At 68.5% G+C, this 19,718-nt stretch carries 16 protein-coding genes; 11 read left to right on the forward strand and 5 right to left on the reverse strand.

Annotated elements, in window-relative coordinates; all coding sequences use genetic code 11:
* Nucleotides 1–103 precede the first annotated feature (103 nt).
* Nucleotides 104–1,561, reverse strand: coding sequence for an aldehyde dehydrogenase family protein (locus tag ACFWPX_RS17745; RefSeq protein WP_378928303.1), 1,458 nt, complete (start codon nt 1,559–1,561; stop codon nt 104–106).
* A 264-nt stretch (nt 1,562–1,825) separates the two neighbouring features.
* Here ACFWPX_RS17745 and ACFWPX_RS17750 point away from each other — a divergent pair, with 264 nt between their 5' ends.
* Complete coding sequence (locus tag ACFWPX_RS17750; protein ID WP_378928304.1) at nt 1,826–2,386, forward strand: hypothetical protein; 561 nt, start codon at nt 1,826–1,828, stop codon at nt 2,384–2,386.
* A 9-nt stretch (nt 2,387–2,395) separates the two neighbouring features.
* On the opposite strand, the gene ACFWPX_RS17755 is transcribed toward ACFWPX_RS17750, so the two are convergent.
* Nucleotides 2,396–4,861: an MMPL family transporter gene (locus ACFWPX_RS17755; RefSeq protein ID WP_378928305.1), complete on the reverse strand. Its 2,466-nt coding sequence runs from the start codon at nt 4,859–4,861 to the stop codon at nt 2,396–2,398.
* 73 nt (nt 4,862–4,934) lie between these two features.
* On the opposite strand from ACFWPX_RS17755, the gene ACFWPX_RS17760 reads away from it, so the two are divergent.
* Nucleotides 4,935–5,522: a TetR/AcrR family transcriptional regulator gene (locus ACFWPX_RS17760; protein WP_378928306.1), complete on the forward strand. Its 588-nt coding sequence runs from the start codon at nt 4,935–4,937 to the stop codon at nt 5,520–5,522.
* Here the strand turns inward: ACFWPX_RS17760 and ACFWPX_RS17765 are convergent.
* Entirely contained in the window at nt 5,508–6,170 is a 663-nt protein-coding gene (locus ACFWPX_RS17765) for a GntR family transcriptional regulator (protein ID WP_378928307.1), read from the reverse strand. The genes ACFWPX_RS17760 and ACFWPX_RS17765 overlap by 15 nt on opposite strands.
* A gap of 67 nt (nt 6,171–6,237) precedes the next feature.
* On the opposite strand from ACFWPX_RS17765, the gene ACFWPX_RS17770 reads away from it, so the two are divergent.
* The 6 genes from ACFWPX_RS17770 to ACFWPX_RS17795 all read left to right on the forward strand — a co-directional run bounded on the left by ACFWPX_RS17770 (nt 6,238) and on the right by ACFWPX_RS17795 (nt 13,916).
* The gene (locus tag ACFWPX_RS17770; protein WP_378928309.1) at nt 6,238–7,605 is read left to right on the forward strand and encodes an LLM class flavin-dependent oxidoreductase; all 1,368 of its coding nucleotides are present in this window, start codon (nt 6,238–6,240) and stop codon (nt 7,603–7,605) included.
* Nucleotides 7,606–7,618: 13 nt separating this feature from the next.
* A complete protein-coding gene (locus ACFWPX_RS17775; protein WP_378928467.1) occupies nt 7,619–8,803 on the forward strand; it encodes a CaiB/BaiF CoA transferase family protein in 1,185 nt (394 codons plus the stop codon).
* Nucleotides 8,804–8,831: 28 nt separating this feature from the next.
* Nucleotides 8,832–9,773 (forward strand): HpcH/HpaI aldolase/citrate lyase family protein, encoded by a 942-nt coding sequence (locus ACFWPX_RS17780; protein WP_378928310.1) that lies wholly within the window; start codon nt 8,832–8,834, stop codon nt 9,771–9,773.
* A 166-nt stretch (nt 9,774–9,939) separates the two neighbouring features.
* A complete protein-coding gene (locus ACFWPX_RS17785) occupies nt 9,940–11,049 on the forward strand; it encodes a GGDEF domain-containing protein (RefSeq protein WP_378928312.1) in 1,110 nt (369 codons plus the stop codon).
* 263 nt (nt 11,050–11,312) lie between these two features.
* Nucleotides 11,313–12,521, forward strand: a complete 1,209-nt coding sequence (locus tag ACFWPX_RS17790; protein WP_378928313.1) for an LLM class flavin-dependent oxidoreductase — start codon at nt 11,313–11,315, stop codon at nt 12,519–12,521.
* 9 nt (nt 12,522–12,530) lie between these two features.
* The gene (locus ACFWPX_RS17795; RefSeq protein WP_378928314.1) at nt 12,531–13,916 is read left to right on the forward strand and encodes an NtaA/DmoA family FMN-dependent monooxygenase; all 1,386 of its coding nucleotides are present in this window, start codon (nt 12,531–12,533) and stop codon (nt 13,914–13,916) included.
* On the opposite strand, the gene ACFWPX_RS17800 is transcribed toward ACFWPX_RS17795, so the two are convergent.
* Nucleotides 13,913–14,743, reverse strand: a complete 831-nt coding sequence (locus ACFWPX_RS17800; protein ID WP_378928315.1) for an SAM-dependent methyltransferase — start codon at nt 14,741–14,743, stop codon at nt 13,913–13,915. The genes ACFWPX_RS17795 and ACFWPX_RS17800 overlap by 4 nt on opposite strands.
* A gap of 175 nt (nt 14,744–14,918) precedes the next feature.
* On the opposite strand from ACFWPX_RS17800, the gene ACFWPX_RS17805 reads away from it, so the two are divergent.
* The 3 genes from ACFWPX_RS17805 to ACFWPX_RS17815 are packed head-to-tail and all read left to right on the forward strand — an operon-like array spanning nt 14,919 to nt 19,143.
* Complete coding sequence (locus tag ACFWPX_RS17805) at nt 14,919–16,346, forward strand: MFS transporter (protein ID WP_378928316.1); 1,428 nt, start codon at nt 14,919–14,921, stop codon at nt 16,344–16,346.
* A gap of 44 nt (nt 16,347–16,390) precedes the next feature.
* The gene (locus ACFWPX_RS17810; RefSeq protein ID WP_378928317.1) at nt 16,391–17,950 is read left to right on the forward strand and encodes a protein kinase; all 1,560 of its coding nucleotides are present in this window, start codon (nt 16,391–16,393) and stop codon (nt 17,948–17,950) included.
* Nucleotides 17,926–19,143, forward strand: a complete 1,218-nt coding sequence (locus ACFWPX_RS17815; RefSeq protein ID WP_378928318.1) for a hypothetical protein — start codon at nt 17,926–17,928, stop codon at nt 19,141–19,143. The genes ACFWPX_RS17810 and ACFWPX_RS17815 overlap by 25 nt, the downstream gene beginning before the upstream one ends.
* Before the next feature lies 1 nt (nt 19,144).
* On the opposite strand, the gene ACFWPX_RS17820 is transcribed toward ACFWPX_RS17815, so the two are convergent.
* Nucleotides 19,145–19,636: a glutathione peroxidase gene (locus tag ACFWPX_RS17820; RefSeq protein ID WP_378928319.1), complete on the reverse strand. Its 492-nt coding sequence runs from the start codon at nt 19,634–19,636 to the stop codon at nt 19,145–19,147.
* Between the last annotated feature and the right edge of the window lie 82 nt (nt 19,637–19,718).

A 19,718-nucleotide genomic window follows, 5' to 3' on the forward strand; every position in this document is an offset into this window, starting at 1 on the left:
GGGGGTGGGCGCGGCACACGCGGGGCCTTCGCTGCCCCCGCCCCCCCCCGCGGCGGCGCGGGGCCCCCCCCGGCCCCCGCCCCCGCCCCCCCCCGCTACCGGTTCAGAGCTGCGCCCAGACCGACTTCGTCTTCATGTACGACTCGACACCTTCGCGCCCGAACTCGTGTCCCCAGCCCGACTGTTTGTAGCCGCCGAAGGGCACCCCGTGGTCGAACACCAGCTGGCAGTTCAGCGACACGGTGCCCGCCTGCAGCCGCTTGGCGAGCCGGTGCGCACGGCTGAGGTTGGTGGTCCACGCCGTGGCAGCCAGCCCGTAGGAGGTGTCGTTGGCCATCGCGACCGCCTCGTCTTCGTCGTCGAACGGGAGCACCGTCACCACGGGGCCGAAGATCTCCTCGCGGTAGAGCCTGCTCGTCGCGGGATCCACATTGGTGAGCACGGTGGGATGGACGAAATAGCCACTGCGGTCGAGGCGGTGCCCACCGGCGACCACCTCGACACCGTCGGACTTACCCTCGTCGATATAGCCCATGACGCGGGTCAGCTGCTTGGCGCTGATCAGCGGGCCGATCATGGTGCCCTCTTCCTTGGGGCCGCCCAGCTTGAGGTTGTTCGCCACCGTGGCGATGCCCTCCACGACGCGCTCGTACACCCCGCGCTGCACGAAGATCCGGGAACCGCAGACACAGCCCTGGCCGGAGTGCACGAAGATGCCCATCGCGGCCATCATCACCGCCATGTCGAGGTCGGCGTCGTCGAAGATCAGTACCGGCGACTTGCCGCCCAGCTCGAGCATCACCTTCTTGAGATTGCCCGCCGAGGCCTGCACGATCTGCTTGCCGACTTCGGTGGAGCCGGTGAAGGCCACCTTCTCGACATCGGGGTGTGCCGTGATCGCCGCACCGGCGGTGTGCCCGTAGCCCGTCAGCAGGTTCACCACACCGTCGGGAACGCCGGCTTCGGCGATCAGCCGATCCAGCAACAGCGCCGAAAGCGGTGTCTCCTCAGCGGGTTTCACCACGCTGCTACAGCCGGCGGCCAGCGCGGGGGCCAGCTTCGCGCAGGCGTTGAACACCGGCCCGTTCCACGGGAAGATCAGGCCGACCACGCCGTAGGGCTCTTTGAGGGTGTAGGCGTGCATGTCGGCGTAGGCGCCGGAGACGCCGCCCGTCATCTGCACCTCGTAGGACGAGCCGTTGATTTTGGTACACCAGCCCGCGTAGTAGCGGAAGAACTCCGCGCAGGTGGGAACGATCATATTCGCCTGAGCGAGCGGCATTCCCGTATTGAGCGAGTCGAGCTCCGCCAGCTCTTGCGCGTGCTCGTCCATGAGGTCGGCGATCCGCCACATGATCTTGGCCCGTTCACGCCCGGGCAGCCCCTGCCAGACGCCGGACTCGAAGGAGGTCCTTGCCCGGGCCACCGCCTCGTCCACCGCTTCGGGACCGCAGTCGGTGAACTCGGTGATCTGCTCCTCGGTCACCGGGTCGATGATCGGGATGACCTCGCCTTTTCCGGGTCGTTCGCGTATTTCGTCCAGAACCGATCGCAGCGTCATCGCGGATCCCCTTCGGCGTCACAGCCAGCATGGCTACATCTGTCGAAGACAGGCTTAGCACCGGGGTGAAACCGTGGTCAAGAGTTTCGTTCTAATTTTAGGAAATGTGATTCTCCTCAACTGACCTCACCGCTCCGCCCGCCCCTACCAGGTCGACCGTCCAGATTTGTCCGTTCGGACAGCTTCCCGATTTCCCCTCTCAGCGCCGGTGGAGTTGTAGTACGACTGCTGAAAAGCGCTTCGATCTCTCGGAATGGACTGTTCGTGGATGTTGCCCAGGACGCAGGACCGATCGTCGACTGGTGGGCCTACGCGCACCGGCACCCGCTGCGGTACCGGCTGGCTGTACTGGCGACCGACGCCCGCGAGGTGGTCACCCACGCCGGTGGCTGGCTGTTCGACCGGTCGATGGCAGGCTGGGACGTGAATGCGGTTCTCACCGATGTCACCGATCTGCTGCCGCTGCAGATTCTCGGCGCGAGTGTGCTCGAACTCGAAGGGCCACTGGCTGTTCCGGTGCACCACACCTGGCCCGACGCGCTGGCCGTCGCACCGGATCTGCTCCGGTCCGACAGCCGGGTCCGCGACGGCGTGCTGAACTGTCTGGAGCACGATCTGATCGAGATCGTGCTGTGGGGCCCGCTGCCCGAGGAGTTCGAGAACCGAGTCGAGGTGATGAGCCATCGCCTCAGCCGCGCGGCGCGGGCGTTCAAGGGACGCGCGCTGGCAGCGGCAGAAACGCGAACCGACACGGTGCCGGTGATCGAGGGTTTTCACAGCAACGCCGCCTCGCTCGCGGCCGCGCGCGTCCCCTCGGTGCGCTGACCGCCGTCCTCATTCGGCCACAGCGGTCCGGCGCCGCTCGAGCGCCGCTCCCTCCACATCCACATTCGGGATCAACCGGTCCAGCCGCGCGGGCAGCTTCCAGGCGGACTCGCCGAGCAGATGCAGCAGGGCGGGCATGAGCAGCATCCGGATGGCGAAGGCGTCGAACAGGATTCCGACAGCGAGCCCGAACCCGATCGAGCGGATGATGCCCGACTCGGCGAAGACGAAACTGCCGAACACCAGCGCCATGATCAGCGCCGCCGCCGACACCACCGCCCGCCCCGCGCGCAGCCCCCGCATCACCGCGACCCGCGCCGACGCACCGTGCACCAGCGCTTCCCGCATCCCCGAGGCGAGGAACAGCTGATAGTCCATGGCGAGCCCGAACAGGAAGCCCACCAGGATGATCGGCAGGAAGTTCAGCACCGGACCGGGCGTCTCGAGCCCGATGATCGCCGACCCCCACCCCCACTGGAACACCGCGACCAGCGCACCGTAGGTGGCGGCCAGCGACAGCACGAATCCCGCCGTCGCCACCAGCGGCACCAGCAGGGAACGGAAGACCATGATCATGATCAGCAGCGAGAGTCCGATGATGACCGCCAGATAGCGCGGCAGCACCTGCGCCAGCCGCTCCGAGATGTCGATGTCGATGGCCGCCTGCCCGGCGACGCCGAGCGAGATCCCGTCGATCGCCTCCTGCGCGCGGAGCTCCCGGACGACCTGCGCGGTCACATCACTGTTCGGCCCGCCCTCCGGCAGCACCTGGAACGCGGCAAGGCCACCGGTTTTCGCGACGGCGACGGCCGCCACCCCGATCACTCCGTCCACCTCGCCGATCGCGGCCGCGACCCGCCGTTGCGCGGCCACCTCGCCCGCGTCGTCGAGGTCGGCGGGCAGCTGGGCGGTCACCAGCAACGGACTGTTCGCGCCCGCACCGAATTCCGCCTCGGTGATGACATAGGCGCGCTGGGCGTGCGACCCGGCGGGCTCGGTGGAACCGTCTGGCAGCCCGACGCGCATCGACAGCACCGGCGCGGCGATCAGCAACAGCACCGCGGCCACACCGACGACCGTCCCCACCGCACGCCGGTTCCGCATCGGCTCGATCGGCTCCTCGGTCGCCGCCGATGCTCCCGCGCCACCGCGCCCGACGACCCGGCGCCCGGCCAGACCGAGCAGGGCGGGCGTCAGGGTGATCGACAGCAGCACTGCGACGACCACCGCGAACGCGCCCACCGTCCCCATCAGCCCGAGGAACGGAATGCCGATCACGTTGAGCGACAACAACGCGACGACCACCGTCGCCCCCGCGAACACGACCGCGTTGCCGGACGTGCCGTTGGCCAGCCCGATCGACTCCACCAGTTCGGTGCCGCCGAGGACCTGGCGCCGATGCCGGTTGACCACGAACAGCGAGTAGTCGATGCCCACCGCCAGCCCGAGCATGACGGCGAGAATGGGCGTGGTCATCATCATCTGCACGACGCCGGAGAACGACAGCGCGACGAGCAGCGCCACCGCCACCCCGGTCGTAGCGCTCACCAGCGGGATGGCCGCCCCGACCAGGGTGCGCAGGACCAGGCCGAGCACCAGGGCGGCGAACCCGATCCCCACCAGCTCGGCGACCCCGAAGATCGCGGGCATGCCCTGCGCGATCTCCCCCGAGATGCCGACCTCGACCCCGTCGATCGGATGCCGTTCGACGTAGTCGATGATCGCGCGTTTCGAGCTGTCGGCCAGTTCCAGCCGCGGCTCGGTGAAACTCACGGCTACCACCGCGGTCGACCCGTCCGCCGAGACGGCGCGAATCGGTTCGGCCAGTGCGAGAATGGCGGTGCCGTCCGCGAGCATCGCCGCCTGCCGGTCGAGCCCGGTGCGGGTCGCGGCCAGCCGTGCGAGTCCCGCGTCGACGTCGGCCTCCTCGGCGGTGAGGGCGCGCCGCCGATCCCCGAGCGATCCCGTCGGGTCACCGGTGCCGGCGATGCGAGCCTCGAGCGCGGTGCGTTCGGCCCGCACCCGGGCCAGGGCGGAGTCGAGCTGAGCCTGTTCGGCGTCGGAACGGGCCCGGCCCGCCGAGATGAACTGGGTTCCGCCGGTCACCTGGGCCCGGCCCGCCACACGCTCCTGCTCCATCCGGAACGGATCGAAAACCCTCGCCACATCGATAGATTCGGCCAGGCCGCCCGCCAGCTCGGTGATCGCGGCCCGCTGCTGTTCGGTCAGCGGCGTCGCGTCGACCGTACGGAACACGACGCTGCCCGAGGCACCGGCGTATTCCGGCAGCGCGCCTTCGAGGTCGGCGACGACCTTCGATGACGGCAGGCCGGGAATGTCGAACGATGTTGCCAGCCCGGCGAACCCGATCCCGAACCCCGCTCCCCCGATCGCGAGGATCGCCAGCCAGCTGCCGATCACCGTCCACGGTCCGCGCGCGCAGCGAATGCCCAACCGGTACAGAAATTCCGCCATTGCTGTCCTCACCTCGGTGGTGCACCAACTATACGAGACGGTCCGTATAGGTAATCGCGGTAGGATCTCGACCATGACGCAGGGACGGCGCGGAGCGGTGCGCAGCGAGGCAGCCCGGATCTCGATCCTGCACGCCACCGCAACCCAATTCGCGTTGCGCGGCTGGGATCACCTCGCGATCGAGGGCATCGCCACCGAGGCAGGAGTGAGCAAACAGACCATCTACCGGTGGTGGCCGTCCAAGGCGGGCCTCGTCGCCGACTGCCTGCTCGAGGGCCTGTTGCTCCCTGAGTCGTTCGTCCCGGCCGACACCGGCGACCTGCGCGCCGATCTCACGACCTGGCTCACCACCGTGTTCGAGTTCGCCGACGAGCCCCGCAACGCGGTGCTGTTCCGTTCACTGGTCGGGGCCGCGGCCGAGGACGAGCGGGTCGGCCTGCAATTGCGCGACGCACTCGGCGCGTCCTCAGCGTTGCAGTCCCGCCTCGAAGCGGCGCGCACACTCGGCGAACTGGCGGGCGACGCGCCACTGCGGCAGATCGCCGACGCGCTCGTCGGCGTGATCATCCTGCACGTGATCACCCGCGCGAGCACCGAACCCGAGCTGCCCGGCCGACTCGTTCACGCCGTCACCGGGGCCCAGCTGTCACGCCGAGGATGACTTCGGCCCCGCGTTGCGTTCCAGCCATTCGGTGAGCGAGCGGCCCGCGTCCAGCACATGCCGTTCGCCGATCGCCCTGGCCCGCACCGCATCACGCTCGCCGAGCGCGTCGATGAGCTGATCGTGATCATCGAGCGAGTGCTGTTCGTGGTCGGGGAACAACCGCAGGAAGTTCGACGGGACCACTCGCACAGCCTGTTTGATCTGGGTCAGCAGCCGCGGTGAGTGCGCCGCCCGGTGCACTTCCTGGTGGAATCGCCAGTTGGCGTCGCCGATGGAGTCGTCACCGGAGCGCGAGGCGACATCGGCGGCGAGTGCGCGCAGCTGTTCCAGTTCCGGGGTGCTCGCGCGTTGCGCGGCCCAGGCCGCGGCCTGCCCGGTGAGGACGCCGAGAATCGTGAAACTGTCCATGATGTCGGCCGGGCTGATCCCGATCACCGTGATCCCGCTGCGCGGCGCGACCCGCACCAAGCCCTCGTAGGACAACTCCAGCAGGGCCTCGCGCACCGGCGTGCGGCTGGTCGCGAACTCGTCGGTGATGGCGTCCAGGTCGATACGCGCGCCGGCGGGCAAGGCCCCGGTGAGGATGCGATCGCGCAGCTCACGAGCTGCCCGTTCGCGCACGGTCCCTGCGATGTCGGTTGCCATCCGCGAAGCTTAACAGTCGAGAGGTACCAGGTTTGAAATCTGATATGTCAGATGTTACATTCCAATTATGGCGATGAGGCACGGCGACCGGATGACGTTGGTCGCGTTCATGCAAGCGGGCAACACCTCGGTCTACTCGGGTTCCTGGCGGCACCCGGCCACCGAGCACGGCTACCTCGACGCGTCGTATTACGCGAAGGTCGGGCGGCAACTGGAGGAGGGCTGCTTCGACCTGATGTTCTTCGACGACCGGCTGGCCATGCCGGGCATCTACGGCGGCTCGGTCGAGGAGGCGGTGCGCACCGGCGCCCGTCCGGTGAAGCTGGATCTGGGGGTGGTCCTCGGCGTCCTGGCGCAGAGCACGTCCCATATCGGCTTGGGCGCAACGTATTCCACGACCTACTACGCGCCCTTCCACGTCGCCCGCACCTTCGCCACCCTCGATCACCTCTCCGCGGGCCGGGCCGCGTGGAACGTGGTGACCTCGGTCAACGACAGCGAAGCCCAGAACTTCGGCATGGACGCCCATCTCGGGCACGACGAGCGCTACGACCGCGCCGACGAGTTCCTCGAGGTGGTCAGCGGCCTGTGGGACACCTGGGACGACGGCGCGATCGTGCACGACCGCGCGGCCGGCTACTTCGCCGATCCCGCCAAGGTGCACGAACTGCGGCATTCGGGCCGCTTCTTCTCCGCGCGCGGCCCGCTGACCGTGCCGCGCACACCGCAGGGCAGGCCGGTGATCATCCAGGCGGGCTCCTCCGGTCGCGGTCGCGATTTCGCTTCGCGCTGGGCGGAATTGATCTTCACCGGTGACCCCGGCCTCGAGGTGGCCCGCAACCACTACGCCGACCAGAAGGCCCGGATCTCCGACGCGGGCCGCGATCCGGCCTCGGTGCGTATCTGCCCGATGGCCTACGCGGTGGTCGGCGAGTCCGAGCAGCACGCCAAGGAGCGCGAGGCGATGCTGCTAGAGGACCTGGTGCATCCGATGGCGTCGCTGACGCTGCTCTCGGAGCTGATGAACTACGACTTCTCCCAGCACGATCTAGACGACCCGGTCACCGACGAGCTGATCGCCTCGGTCTCGGGTATCCGCGGCCTGGTGCAGAACCTGCGCACCCATATCGGCGGCACCGTCACCGTGCGCGACCTCGCGGGTCATCGCGCGACGCTGCTGCAGGGCCCGCGGTTCGTCGGCACCGGCGAACAGGTCGCCGATCAGATGGCCGAGTGGTTCCACGGCGATGCCTGTGACGGTTTCGTGCTGGCGGCCACGCACATGCCGGGTTCGTTCGAGGACGTCGTCCGGATGGTGGTGCCCCGGCTGCAGCAACGCGGCCTGTTCCGCACCGCCTACGAGGGCACGACTCTGCGCGAGCACCTGGGCCTGTCCCGGCCCGCGCCGGTCCGGCCCACGAGCACAGTGGTGTGACATGAGCCGAGCCATGCTCGACGGCGTGCGCGTGCTCGACCTCGCCACGCTCGCGGCGGCGCCACTGGCCGCCACCTACCTCGGCGAATTCGGCGCCGAGGTGATCAAGATCGAACAACCCATCGGCGGTGATCCGATCCGGACCTGGGGTGCGCAGCGCAACGATGTCGGCCTGATGTGGAAGTCGGTGTCGCGCAACAAGCGTTCGATCACCTTGGACCTGCGCGTCGCCGAGGGCCAGGAGCTGCTGCGCAGGCTGGTCGCGACCGCCGATGTCGTGGTCACCAACACCCGGCCGCAGACCCTGCGCAAATGGGGCCTCGACTACGCGAGCCTGCGCGCGGTCAACGAGCGCATGGTGATGCTGCACATCACCGGGTTCGGGCTGACCGGACCCAAGAGCGAGCGTCCCGGTTTCGGCACGCTCGGCGAGGCGATGAGCGGCTTCGCCCACATCACCGGCGAGGCGAAGGGCCCGCCGACACTGCCGCCGTTCATGCTGGCCGACGGCGTCGCCTCCCTCAATGCCGCCTACGCCGTGCTCATGGCGCTCTACCACCGCGACGTGCACGGCGGGCCGGGCCAGCTGATCGATATCAACCTGGTCGACCCGCTCACCCGCCTGCTCGAGCAGACCCTGCTCAGCTACGACCAGCTCGGCACCGTGGCCCAGCGCGCGGGCAACCGGTGGGATATCTCAGCACCCCGCAACACCTATCGCACGGCCGACGGCAAGTGGCTGGCGATGTCGGGCAGTTCCCCCGCGCTGGCGCTGCGGGTGTTCCGCGCGATCGGCCGTGCGGACCTGATCGACGACGTGGACTTCGGTGATCCGCAGCGCCGCCTTGCCCGCGCCCGCGAGGTCGACGACGTTGTCGCCGAATGGGTTTCGCGACAGACCCTCGCCGAGGCGATGAAGGTCTTCGACGCCGAACAGGTGGCCGCGGCACCGGTCTACGACATCACCGATCTCGTCCGGGACGAGCAGCTACGTCACCGCGAGGTGTTCGTCCCCGTCGCCGACGACGAGCTCGGCACCATGACCGTGCAGGCGCCGGTGCCGCGCTTCTCCGAGGCGCAGGGCCGGGTATCGCACCTCGGCCCCCGCCTCGGCGAGCACAACGCCGAGGTCTACGGCGAACTGCTCGGCCTCGCCGCCGACACCATCGACGATCTACACAGCCGCGGCGTGCTGTGAGTTACCCACCACGACAAAGGATTCCACGATGACCCTGCTGATCCGGCGCTCCGAGCTCGCGCTGCCCGCCTGCAACGACCACATGTTCGCCAAGGCCCTGGCCAGCGGCGCGGATCTGGTGTTCCTCGATCTCGAGGACGCGACCCCGGAAGCGCTCAAGGAGCAGTCGCGGGAGAAGGCGATCACGGCGCTGACCGAACTGGATTGGGGCCGTACGGTTCCCGCGATCCGGATCAACGCCCTCGACACCCGCTGGTGCCACGACGACATCATCGAGGTGGTCAGCCGCGCAGGCGCGAACCTGCACACGATCGTGGTGCCCAAGGCGCGCACCGCCCGCGATGTGTGGTGGGTCGACGTGTTGCTGACCCAGCTCGAGGACAAGCTCGGGCTGGAGCACAAGATCCGCCTCGAGGTACTGATCGAAGAGGTCGAGGGACTCGCCAATGCCGAGGCGATCGCCGTCGCCAGCCCGCGGGTGGACACGCTGATCTTCGGCGTCGGCGACTTCTCGTTGTCCCAGGGCGCGCGGGTGGACACCAATTTCGAACCGCTCGGCGACTACCCGGGCGACTTCTGGCACTACGCCCGCAACAAGGTGCTGGTCGCGGCCCGGATCGCGGGGATCGACGCCATCGACGCGCCCTTCCCCGACTACGGCAATCTCGCGGGCTACGAGCGCGACGCCCAGCGCGCCTCGCTGCTCGGATACACCGGCAAGTGGGCGATCCACCCGAACCAGGTACCGATCGCCAATACCGTCTACTCCCCCACCGAAGCGGAAATCACGCTGGCGCAACGCAATATCGCCGCCTACCGCGAGGCCGAGGCGGCGGGCCGTGGCGCTGTCGGCGTCGACGGGGTACTCGTCGATGCCGCGCACATCAAGATGGCCACGGCGACACTCGCCCGTGCTGCCGCGATCGACCCGTACCTGCGCGCCGACGGCGCGGTCCCGGTCCCGAGCTGATCCACCGCGCCGCCCCGGTCCCACAGCTCCGACACGTCCGCAGTGGGCTGCGACACACACGCACACGTCGGGCATGAAAGGGTCCGACCTAGACTCTGCCGATGAGCTGGTGGGATTTCTGGATTTCTCACATACGGCACGAGCGGTCGGGACCGAGGGTGGGGCGATGAACAACGGCAGCACGTTGCGCGCCTGGTGGAAGGACCCGGTCGACTACCGCTGGCTGGTGCGCACCCTGGCTGCTCGATCAGCGCTGACACCGCTCAAGCTCCTGATCGGCACCGCGGGAGCGGCGATCGCTGTGATGGGCGTGGTGATCGCGGGAACACCGGTGGGGCCGCCCGGCGATCCCGGCATCGCTTCGACGATCGGAGTGCTGTCCGGGACGCTGTGGGCAGCGCGCTGGTGGCTGCTGCCGTGGCCGAGCAGGACCGAGTCGCTGTTGCTGATCGCCTGCGCCGACGTGCTGTTCACGATCGAGTTCCTCCAGCTCCAGGACCGGCTGTTCGGTGCGATGGGCACGGTACTGCTCCTGGTCACCGGCAGCTACCTGAGCTTCTTCCACAGCGCGCGGGCGCTGGCCGTGCATTCGGCCTGGTCGGTGCTGTCGGTGCTGGTGTTGTCGGTGCGGATCGCCACCGGTGGCGGCGATGTCCACCTGGCGGTCGCGGTCGCGCTACTGCTCGCGTCGATGGCCGGCGCGATGCCCGCGTACCAGCTCCTCTATTGGCTACTGCGCACCGAGTCGCTGTCGGACCCGCTGACCGAGCTGCTCAACCGCCGGGGCCTCGAGAACCGGCTGCCGCAACTGATGGACCGCAGTCCAGCGATCTGTGTCATCTGCTTCGACCTCGACCGGTTCAAGACCGTCAACGACACCTGGGGCCACAGCATCGGCGACATCGTCCTGGTCCGGACCGCGCACCGGTTGCGCGATGCCGCAGGGGACATGGCAGTGGTGGCGCGCACCGGCGGGGAGGAATTCGTGGTGGCCGCCCCGATCGGCGCGGCGACCGCGCGCGGCGAGGCCGAACGGTTGTGCCAGGCGGTGGCCGAACCGGCGGAAACCGCTGTGCTGGTCACCGCGAGCGTCGGCGTGGCCGTCTTCGACGCGATGATCTGCCCACAGTGTCCACGCCCGACGCCGGACCGGCTGCTGCAATCAGCCGACGCGGCGATGTACCAGGCCAAACAGTCCGGCGGAAACCTGGTGGTGGTCGACGATCTCACGCCGCCACACAATCATCGCCACCCGACCCCGGACGACAGCCGGTAGGGCGATCGTGATCACGGTTTGCCGATGCCGCGCAAAGCATCACGGGCCTATTTCCCGTCGATCGGCCTGAATTCAACAGTTGACATCAACGCAGCGGGTCACGCGTGTTCCCCCAGTCACCCCCGCTGGCCACGCGTGATCGATGGCGGCATCGAGCCGACGCCCGTGAGTCGACTGTGGCACTCCTACCCGGCGCGCGAGACGGTGCCCGCCATCGAGCGTTGCACCAGCCACCGTTCACAGAACCACAGAAATGGCAGACGATGGCACCGAACCCACTGCACCTGGGTGTCGCGCTCGACGGCGCGGGCTGGCACCCGGCCGCCTGGCGAGCACCGAACTCGCGGCCCACCGAATTGTTCACCGCCGGATACTGGCGGGACCTGGTCGCCACGGCCGAGCGCGGCCTGCTCGACTTCGTCACCATCGAGGACAGCCTGCGCGTCCCCGGTCCACTGCACGCCCGCGCCGACGACGCCGTAGACCAGGTTCGCGCCCGGCTCGACGCGCACCTCATCGCCGCTGCACTCGCCCCGATCACCCGCCACATCGGGCTGATCCCCACGGTGACGACCACCCACACCGAGCCGTTCCACGTCTCCACCGCGATCGCCACCCTCGACTACACCTCCCGCGGCCGCGCGGGCTGGCAGGTCAGGGTCTCGGCCGGTGCCGAGGAAGCCGAGCACTTCGGGCGCCGCGAGGTCACCGACCCGACACCCGCCGAGTTCGCCGACATCATCGCGACCGGCAAGCTCCCCGAACACGCCGAAGCACTGTTCGAGGAGGCCATCGACGCCGTCGAGGTGGTGCGGCGCCTGTGGGACAGCTGGGAGGACGGCGCGGAGATCCGCGACGTCGCCACCCGCCGCTTCATCGACCGCGACAAATTGCACTACATCGACTTCGAAGGCCGCTTCTTCAGCGTCCGGGGTCCCGCCATCACCCCGCGCCCGCCGCAGGGCCAGCCGGTGGTCACGGCACTCGCCCACGCCACACGCATCTACGAATTCGCCGCTGCGGCAGCCGATCTCGTGTTCGTCACACCCACGCGCGAGCACGGACCGGTGGAAATCCTGCGACAGGTGGCGACCGCCGGTGCGACCAGGGTGGGCGAACCACTGCGGGTGTACGCCGACCTGGTCGTCTTCCTCGACACCGACGACGACACCGGCAGCCACCGCCTCGACCGCCTGAACGAACTGTCGGGCACCGAATTCAGTTCCGACGCAGCTATTTTCGCGGGCAGCGCCGAAGACCTGGCTGATCTGCTTGCCGCGTGGAGCGATCTGGGTGTCGACGGATTCCGGCTGCGTCCTGGTGTCGCGGTCGATGACCTGCCCGCGATCGCAGGCAGGCTCGTGCCCGCCCTCCAACATCGCGGATCGTTCCGCACCGGCTACCCCGACAGTTCCCTGCGCGGGCTACTCGGTCTGTCGACCACCGTCCCCAACCGCTACGCCAGAGTGTGAGGTCCACCGATGAGTACACCCCGTAAGCAGGTCATCCTCGGCGCCTACCTCGGCGGCGTCAACCACCACACCGCCTGGTGGCACCCCGAAGCGGGCAGCCAAATCGATTTCAGCTCTTTCGAACACACCGCGCGCACGGCCGAACGTGGCAAGTTCGACTTCTTCTTCCTCGCCGAAGGACTCATCCTGCGTGAACGCGCGGGCCAGATCTTCGACCAGGACATCATCGGCCGCCCCGACACCTTCGGTGTGCTGGCGGCCATCGCCGCGGTCACCGAGCACCTCGGCCTCGCGGGCACCATCAACGCGACGTTCAACGAACCCTACGAACTGGCCCGCCAGTTCGCCACCCTCGATCATCTCTCCGGTGGCCGCGCCGCCTGGAACGTGGTCACCTCCTTCGACGCCTTCACCGGCCAGAACTTCCGCCGCGGCGGCTTCCTCGACCAGGCCGACCGCTATGTGCGGGCCGAAGAGACCCTGAATGCCGTTCGTGCGCTGTGGGATTCGTGGAATGCCGACGACATCGTCGCCGACAAGGCGACCGGGCGATTCCTGGCCCGGCCCGATGCGGGCTCGTTCGCCTTCCAGGGCGAGCAATTCGACATCGCGGGCAAGTTCACGGTCCCGCGCAGTCCGCAGGGCAGGCCGGTGATCCTGCAGGCCGGTGTGTCACCGCAGGGCCGCGATTTCGCCGCCGCCAATGCCGACGCCATCTTCTCCCCTTACGGCAAACTGCCCGAGGCAGCGGATTTCTACCGCGACATCAAGGCGCGCGCGGTCGCGGCCGGGCGCTCGGCCGATGACATCAAGATCCTGCCGTCGGCGAGTTTCGTTCTCGGCGACACCGAGGCCGATGCGATCGAGAAGTACCACGCGATCCGCAACGAGCAGGTCACCGGGCAGACCGCGCTGATCCTGCTCGAACAGATCTGGAACCGGGATCTGTCCGGTTACGACCCCGAGGGCCCGATTCCCGATATCGACCCAGATCCCGAGGCGCCGCCGATCATTCAGGGCCGCGCGTTCTTGCATCAGGATCGATTCGGCACGGTCGAACGCTTGCGTGAGGTGGCCGAGGCCAAGAAGCTGACGCTGCGCGAGACGGTGATCGACCAGTTCGAGCGCGGCCCGATCGTCGGAACCCCCGCCCGCGTCGCGGAGCAGATCGACGAATTCGTCGGCAACGACGGCTCCGACGGTTTCATCCTCGGCTCCCACCTCGTCCCCACCGGCCTGGACGAATTCGTCGACCGCGTGGTCCCCCTGCTGCAGGACCGCGGCGTACTTCGCACCGAATACACCGGAACCACCCTGCGCGACAACCTCGGCCTACCCGACCTCCGATCGGCCACCGATGCGGTGCCGGTACCCGGATCGGCGTCGACCGGCTAGCGTTTGCGGCCCACTCCGGCGACGATGCAGTTGCGGACGTCGGAGAGCGGGGTGAGGTGGGGGCCGTCGGACCACCAGTCGTCGCAGCGGACCAAGCCGGGTTCGACCATCTCGAGATTGCCGAACATCGCCAGGATTTCGTCGCGAGTGCGGAAACGGCCACTGCCCATCGGGCTGTGGATGAACTTCTCTTCCATCTTCTGGGCGAGTTCGCTGTATTCGGCGGTCTCCGGGTCGTGGAAGTGGGCGATCGCCACGAACGAGCCAGAGGGCAGTGCGTCGATGTAGGTCTGCATCAGGGCGGGGCCGTCCTCGCCGAGGTAGTGGTGCAGCGTGCCGATCTGGAACAGTGCCAGCGGGCGGGTGAAATCGAGTTCGCGGCGCACCGTGGCGTTGCCGAGAACTTCCAGCGGGCGGAAGATATCGGCTTCGGCGATGGAGGTGCGGCGGTTGCTGGCCAGCAGCGCCTGCGCGTGCACGAGAACCGACGGGTCGTTGTCGACGTAGACGACCTTGGACTGGGTGTTCACCCGCTGGACCACCTGGTGGGTGTTCTCCGCCGTGGGCAGACCCGATCCGAGGTCGAGGAACTGGTCGATGCCCGCCCTGGCCAGGAACCGGCAGGCGCGGATGAGGAAATCACGGTTGGCCCAGGCCAGATCGTTGACCTGCGGGGCGACCGTGCGGACCTGGTCGAGCACCGCACGATCCACGTCGAAGTTGTCCTTGCCGTTGAGCGCGGCGTCGTAGACGCGCGCGATACTCGCACGGGTGGTATCCACCCCGACCGGGACAGCGCTGGGGTAGGCGGCAGAAGAATGTGACATCGAGAGCGCCTTTCGAGCATCGGAGCCGATTGGACCATTTCAGCCTAGAGCATCGAATTCGTTGCTGGACAAGCGATTCCGATGCCGATCCGGTGGGAGGTGAAGCCGGGTACCTGGAGTACCCGTATCGGTGGGCTCCTATTCGTAGTGCGCCTGCCGGTCCCACGATCAGTACATGACCCAGATGCTCGAACCAGCCCCGGTGCCCGATTCGGTGGCAGGCAGGCGTTCGATCGCCGTGCTCGTCGTGATCCTCACCGGCCAGTTCATGACGGTGCTCGACGGCTCCATCGTCAATGTCGCCATCGCGTCCATCCGGTCGGACCTCGATACCGGCGGGGCCGCACTGCAATTGATCGTCGCCGGCTATGTGATCGCCTACGCGGTGCTGCTGATCGGTGGTGCGCGCCTGGGTGACCGGTTCACTCAGCGGCGAACGTTCATCGCCGGTCTGGCGGTGTTCACCCTGGCCTCACTCGCCTGCGGGCTGGCGTGGAACGCGGAGTCGCTCATCGTGTTCCGGTTCGGTCAGGGTATCGGCGCGGCCGCGATGGCGCCGCAGGTGATGACGCTGATCCAGCGCACGTTCGCCGGTGCGGCGCGGGCCAGGGCCCTGAGTATCTACGCGGCGATCGTCTCCGGTGGCCTGCTGGCGGGCCAGATTCTCGGCGGGTTGATCGTCGACGCGGATCTGGGCGGCACCGGTTGGCGTGGGGTGTTCCTGGTGAATGTGCCGATCGGGCTCGCCCTGCTGGTGCTGGCGCCACGCGTGCTCCCGGTCACCGTCGCACGCACGGATCGCACGGTCGACGGGCTCGGCCTCGTGACACTGACCGCCACCGTGCTGTTGCTGGTCGTACCGCTGGTGCTCGGGCGGGAGCTCGGATTTCCACTGTGGTCGTGGCTGTGCCTCGGGGTGGGCGTGCTCGGGATGGCCGTGTTCGTTCTGGTCGAGCGGGCGGTCGCCGGGCGTGGCCGAGATCCGCTGTTCGCGCCGCAGGCGCTCGGCGCGCCTGGTCTGCTCGCGACAGCCGCGACCCTGCTGCTGGTGATGGGGACCTTCGGCGGATGGCTGTTCGTGAGCGCCGTCCACATGCAGAGCGACCTCGGCTACAGCGCGCTGCGGGCGGGTGCTCAGTTCTTGCCGATGGGTGCCACGTTCGCGGTGGCGGGCCTGTGGTGGCAACGCGTGCCAGCCCGCTTGCACGGGAGAATGATTCCGTTCGGGCTGGTGGTGAGCGCGGCCGCGCTGGGCTGGCTCGCGTGGTTGCTCGGCGACGGCGCGGGGATCGGAGCTGCGGCGTCGATCGCGTTCGGGCTGTACGGCCTCGGGAACGGGCTGGCGTTCAGTCCATTGATGACACGGGCGCTGGCCGCGGTGCCGGTGACCCTCGCCGCCGATGCCAGCGGCATTCTCGTCACCAGCGTGCAGCTGGGAACCGTGGTCGGGATTGCGAGCATCGGGTCGGTGTTCTTCGAATCGGTGGGAACGACCGCGTCTTCGGCGGCTGATGCGGTAGCGGTCGTGCATCTGATCTGCGTCGCGACCACGCTCGTCGCTGCGGCCGCGGCCGCGGTCGCCGTGCGCGGGATCCGCCGCTGAGCATGCCGATCGCGAGGTCACCGGTCCTGAGCTAGCGTGACACCATGCACGAGCTCAGCGCCGGTGACATCGTCGCCGGTTATCGCATCGAGCGGGTGCTCGGTTCGGGTGGGATGGGCAGCGTCTACGCCGCCCGGCATCCGCGGTTGCCGCGACTGGTCGCGGTGAAACTGCTGCACTCCTCGTTCTCGGCGGATCCGGTGTTCCGTGGGCGGTTCGAGCGCGAGGCCGATCTCGCGGGGCGGCTCGATCATCCCAACATCGTGGCGATTCACGATCGCGGCAGCGAGGCCGGGAGGCTGTGGATCGCGATGCAGTATGTCGCGGGCAGCGACGCGGAATCAGCGCTGCGGCCAGGGGCTTTGGCACCGGATCGGGCCTTGCACATCGCGCGGTCCACGGCGGACGCGCTCGATTGCGCGCATGCGGCCGGGTTGCTGCATCGCGACGTCAAACCGGCCAATATCCTGCTGAGCGAGGGTGCGGGCGGTAGCGGTGAGCGGGTGCTGCTCACCGATTTCGGGATCGCGAAGGCCATCGACGAGGGCACCGCGCTGACCCGGACCGGAACCTTGGTGGCAACGCTGCGGTACGCGGCGCCCGAGCAGCTCGACGGACGCGCGGCGGGTCCGCGGTCGGACCAGTATTCGTTGGCGTGCACACTGTTTCACCTGCTCGCGGGGCGGCCACCGTATACCGCGACCAATGCGGGTGCGTTGATCGGCGCGCACTTGATGCAACCGGTGCCGCGGATCAGCCGGATAGTGCCGGGTCTACCCCTCGCGGTGGACGAGGTGTTCGCGCGAGCACTGGCCAAGGACCCGGATCACCGATTCGCCAGCTGCGCGGAGATGGTCGCGGCGGCGACCACCGCACTGACAACCGGAATCGCTCCGACGCGCCCGGTCGGTGTCCGCGGGCCCGACGATCGAAATCCGCAGGTGGGCGGGCAGCCCCGGGCGGGAGACGCGGGCGGCCGAGCATTCGATGCGGGCGATCCGGCGCGTTTCGACGGCCCCGCCGAGGCAGGCACTCGTCGAGGGAACGCGGCATGGTGGGCGGTCGGCGCCATCGGGGTGGTCACGGTGCTCGTGATCGTGACGGCCGTTCTCATGAGCCGAGGCTCCGGAGGCACCGGCCCGGGCCCGACGACCACGACCAGCGCGCCGACCACCACCACCGTCGACGCGTGGGCGGCGGCGCGGCCGACGATCGCGCTGTTCCCCGATCTGCTGCCCGCGAGTCCGGACAGCGAGGGATACCGGGGGTTGCGGTGTAGTTTCGCGACGAAGAGCCCGGAAGCCATGTGGGACACCGGGTTCGACTGCACCGATCGCGAGGGACTGCAATTGCAGGTGCTGGCGCACAAGGACGCCGAGACCGTCGGGCGGTTCGTCGCATCCCTGCCCGCCGGGGCGACCCAGCAGCCGCGGTCGAGGTACGGCAGAACACTGACCGCACACAGTTTCAACGGCTCCACCGGACCATGGCTGCTGGTGCGCTTCGATGCCGCGCCGTATTCGACTGTGCTGCTCCAGGTCTACTGGAAGGGCCACACCCATCAGGAGATGATCGACCAATGGTTGAGCACCGCACCCCTGTGACCGCCCGGCTGGCGCTGGGCGCGCTCGCCGTGCTGCTCGTCGGCTGCGGCACCGTCGACGGCGCCGCGACGCCCGGTGAGATCGATGTCCGGTCTCTCGACGTAGGCAGCTATACGACGGTGCCCGCCGATATCGAGATCGGCCGAAAGCCCACGGACGGGCCGATCCTGGAAGGTCTGCGGATGGCGGGCGCGGTGGTGTTTCCGCATGAGGTCGATCCGGCGCTGACCCACAGCTGGGGCACCGATGTGCTGGACACCCCGCAGCGCGCCTCGGATACGTCGGCGATCTCGAACGTCAATCTCGCAGTGCTGGAACGGCATCGGATGATCGTCGGCTTCGATATCGCCGAGGGCACTCTGGCCTTCGACAAGGCGAAACCGGCGATCGAGACCGACGCGCGGATCACCAGGGTCGTGCTGTTGCGGTTTCCCGGCGCCGGGAACGCAAAGGAGGCGGCACGGGAACTCGAGTCGACCGATTTCGGGGTCAGCCCGGACAACCGGCCCGTGCCGATCCCCGGTTACGCTGCCGCACACGCACATTGGCGACCCGGCATCAAGACGATCGGGGCGACCTTCGCCCACGGCGAGATCGTGGTGAGCCTGTTCCTGCAGCATCAGTCCCCCGACATCGATGCGCTCGCGAAGCGTGTCGCGGCGATTCTCGACGCCCAGATACCCCTGCTCGACGAGTTCACGCCGACCGCGCCCGACCGGATCGCGCAACTGCCGCGCGATCCTGATGATCTGTTGCGCCGCACCCTGATTCCCGGTCCGGCCGATCAGCGGATCGCCATCGACTCACGGGAGTTCGCGCCGTGGACGGGCCGCGCGGGCAGGCACTACCGGCCCACCGAACCCGCCGAGCTCGGTACTGCCTGGGACCGCGGCGGCGTGGACAGCGTGGCGCACGCCTACAGCACCACGCTGTTCCGATTCCGTGACGAGGCCGATGCCCTCGCTTTCGGCACCACCTGGCACGACACGCTCAGCGCGGCCGCGCATCCCATCGCGGCGCCCGCGGGCCTGCCGCAGGCGCGCTGCGCGGAGCGCCGGGCGGGCACTGCGCCCGCGCTGACCCGCTGCTATGTGAGTTATCGCCGGTACGGCGCGTTCGTCAGCGGCGCCGAACCCGCAGGCGTTCGCCGGCAGGCCGCGGCACAGTTCGCGCTGCTGGCGAACGCTCAGTAGGTCAGAGCTGAGCTTCGATCGCCTGTACGACCTCGGCGGCATCGGGGGTCGTGCGCGGGCGGAACCGGCCCGCGACGGTGCCGTCGCGTCCGACGAGGAACTTCTCGAAGTTCCACTGCACGTCACCCGCCGCGCCCTCGGCATCGGCCGTCTCGACCAGCGCGGCGTAGAGCGGGTGCCGGTCGTCACCGTTGACGTCGGCCTTGGCGAGCAGCGGGAAATCGACTCCGTAGGTGACCGAGCAGAATTCCTGGATCTCCTCGGCGCTGCCCGGCTCCTGGCCCATGAATTGGTTGCTCGGGAAGCCGATCACGGTGAAACCGCGCTCGCCGTAGGTCTTCTGCAGCTCCACCAGGGCGCCGTACTGCGGGGTCAGGCCACATTTGGAGGCCACGTTGACCAGCAGCACCGCCCGCTCGCCCGCCAGGTCGCCCAGTGTGGTGTCCTCGCCCGTCAGGGTCTGCACCGCAATGTCTCGAATGTTCGCGCTCATCACATCACCACCAGATCTCGTCTATGTAGGTTCGATCGCCACCGTACCGGAGCCCGATCGGCGCGCAAGTGTCCCGCTGGGC

It is taken from the genome of Nocardia sp. NPDC058518 (assembly GCF_042719655.1).
Classification (GTDB): Bacteria; Actinomycetota; Actinomycetes; order Mycobacteriales; family Mycobacteriaceae; genus Nocardia.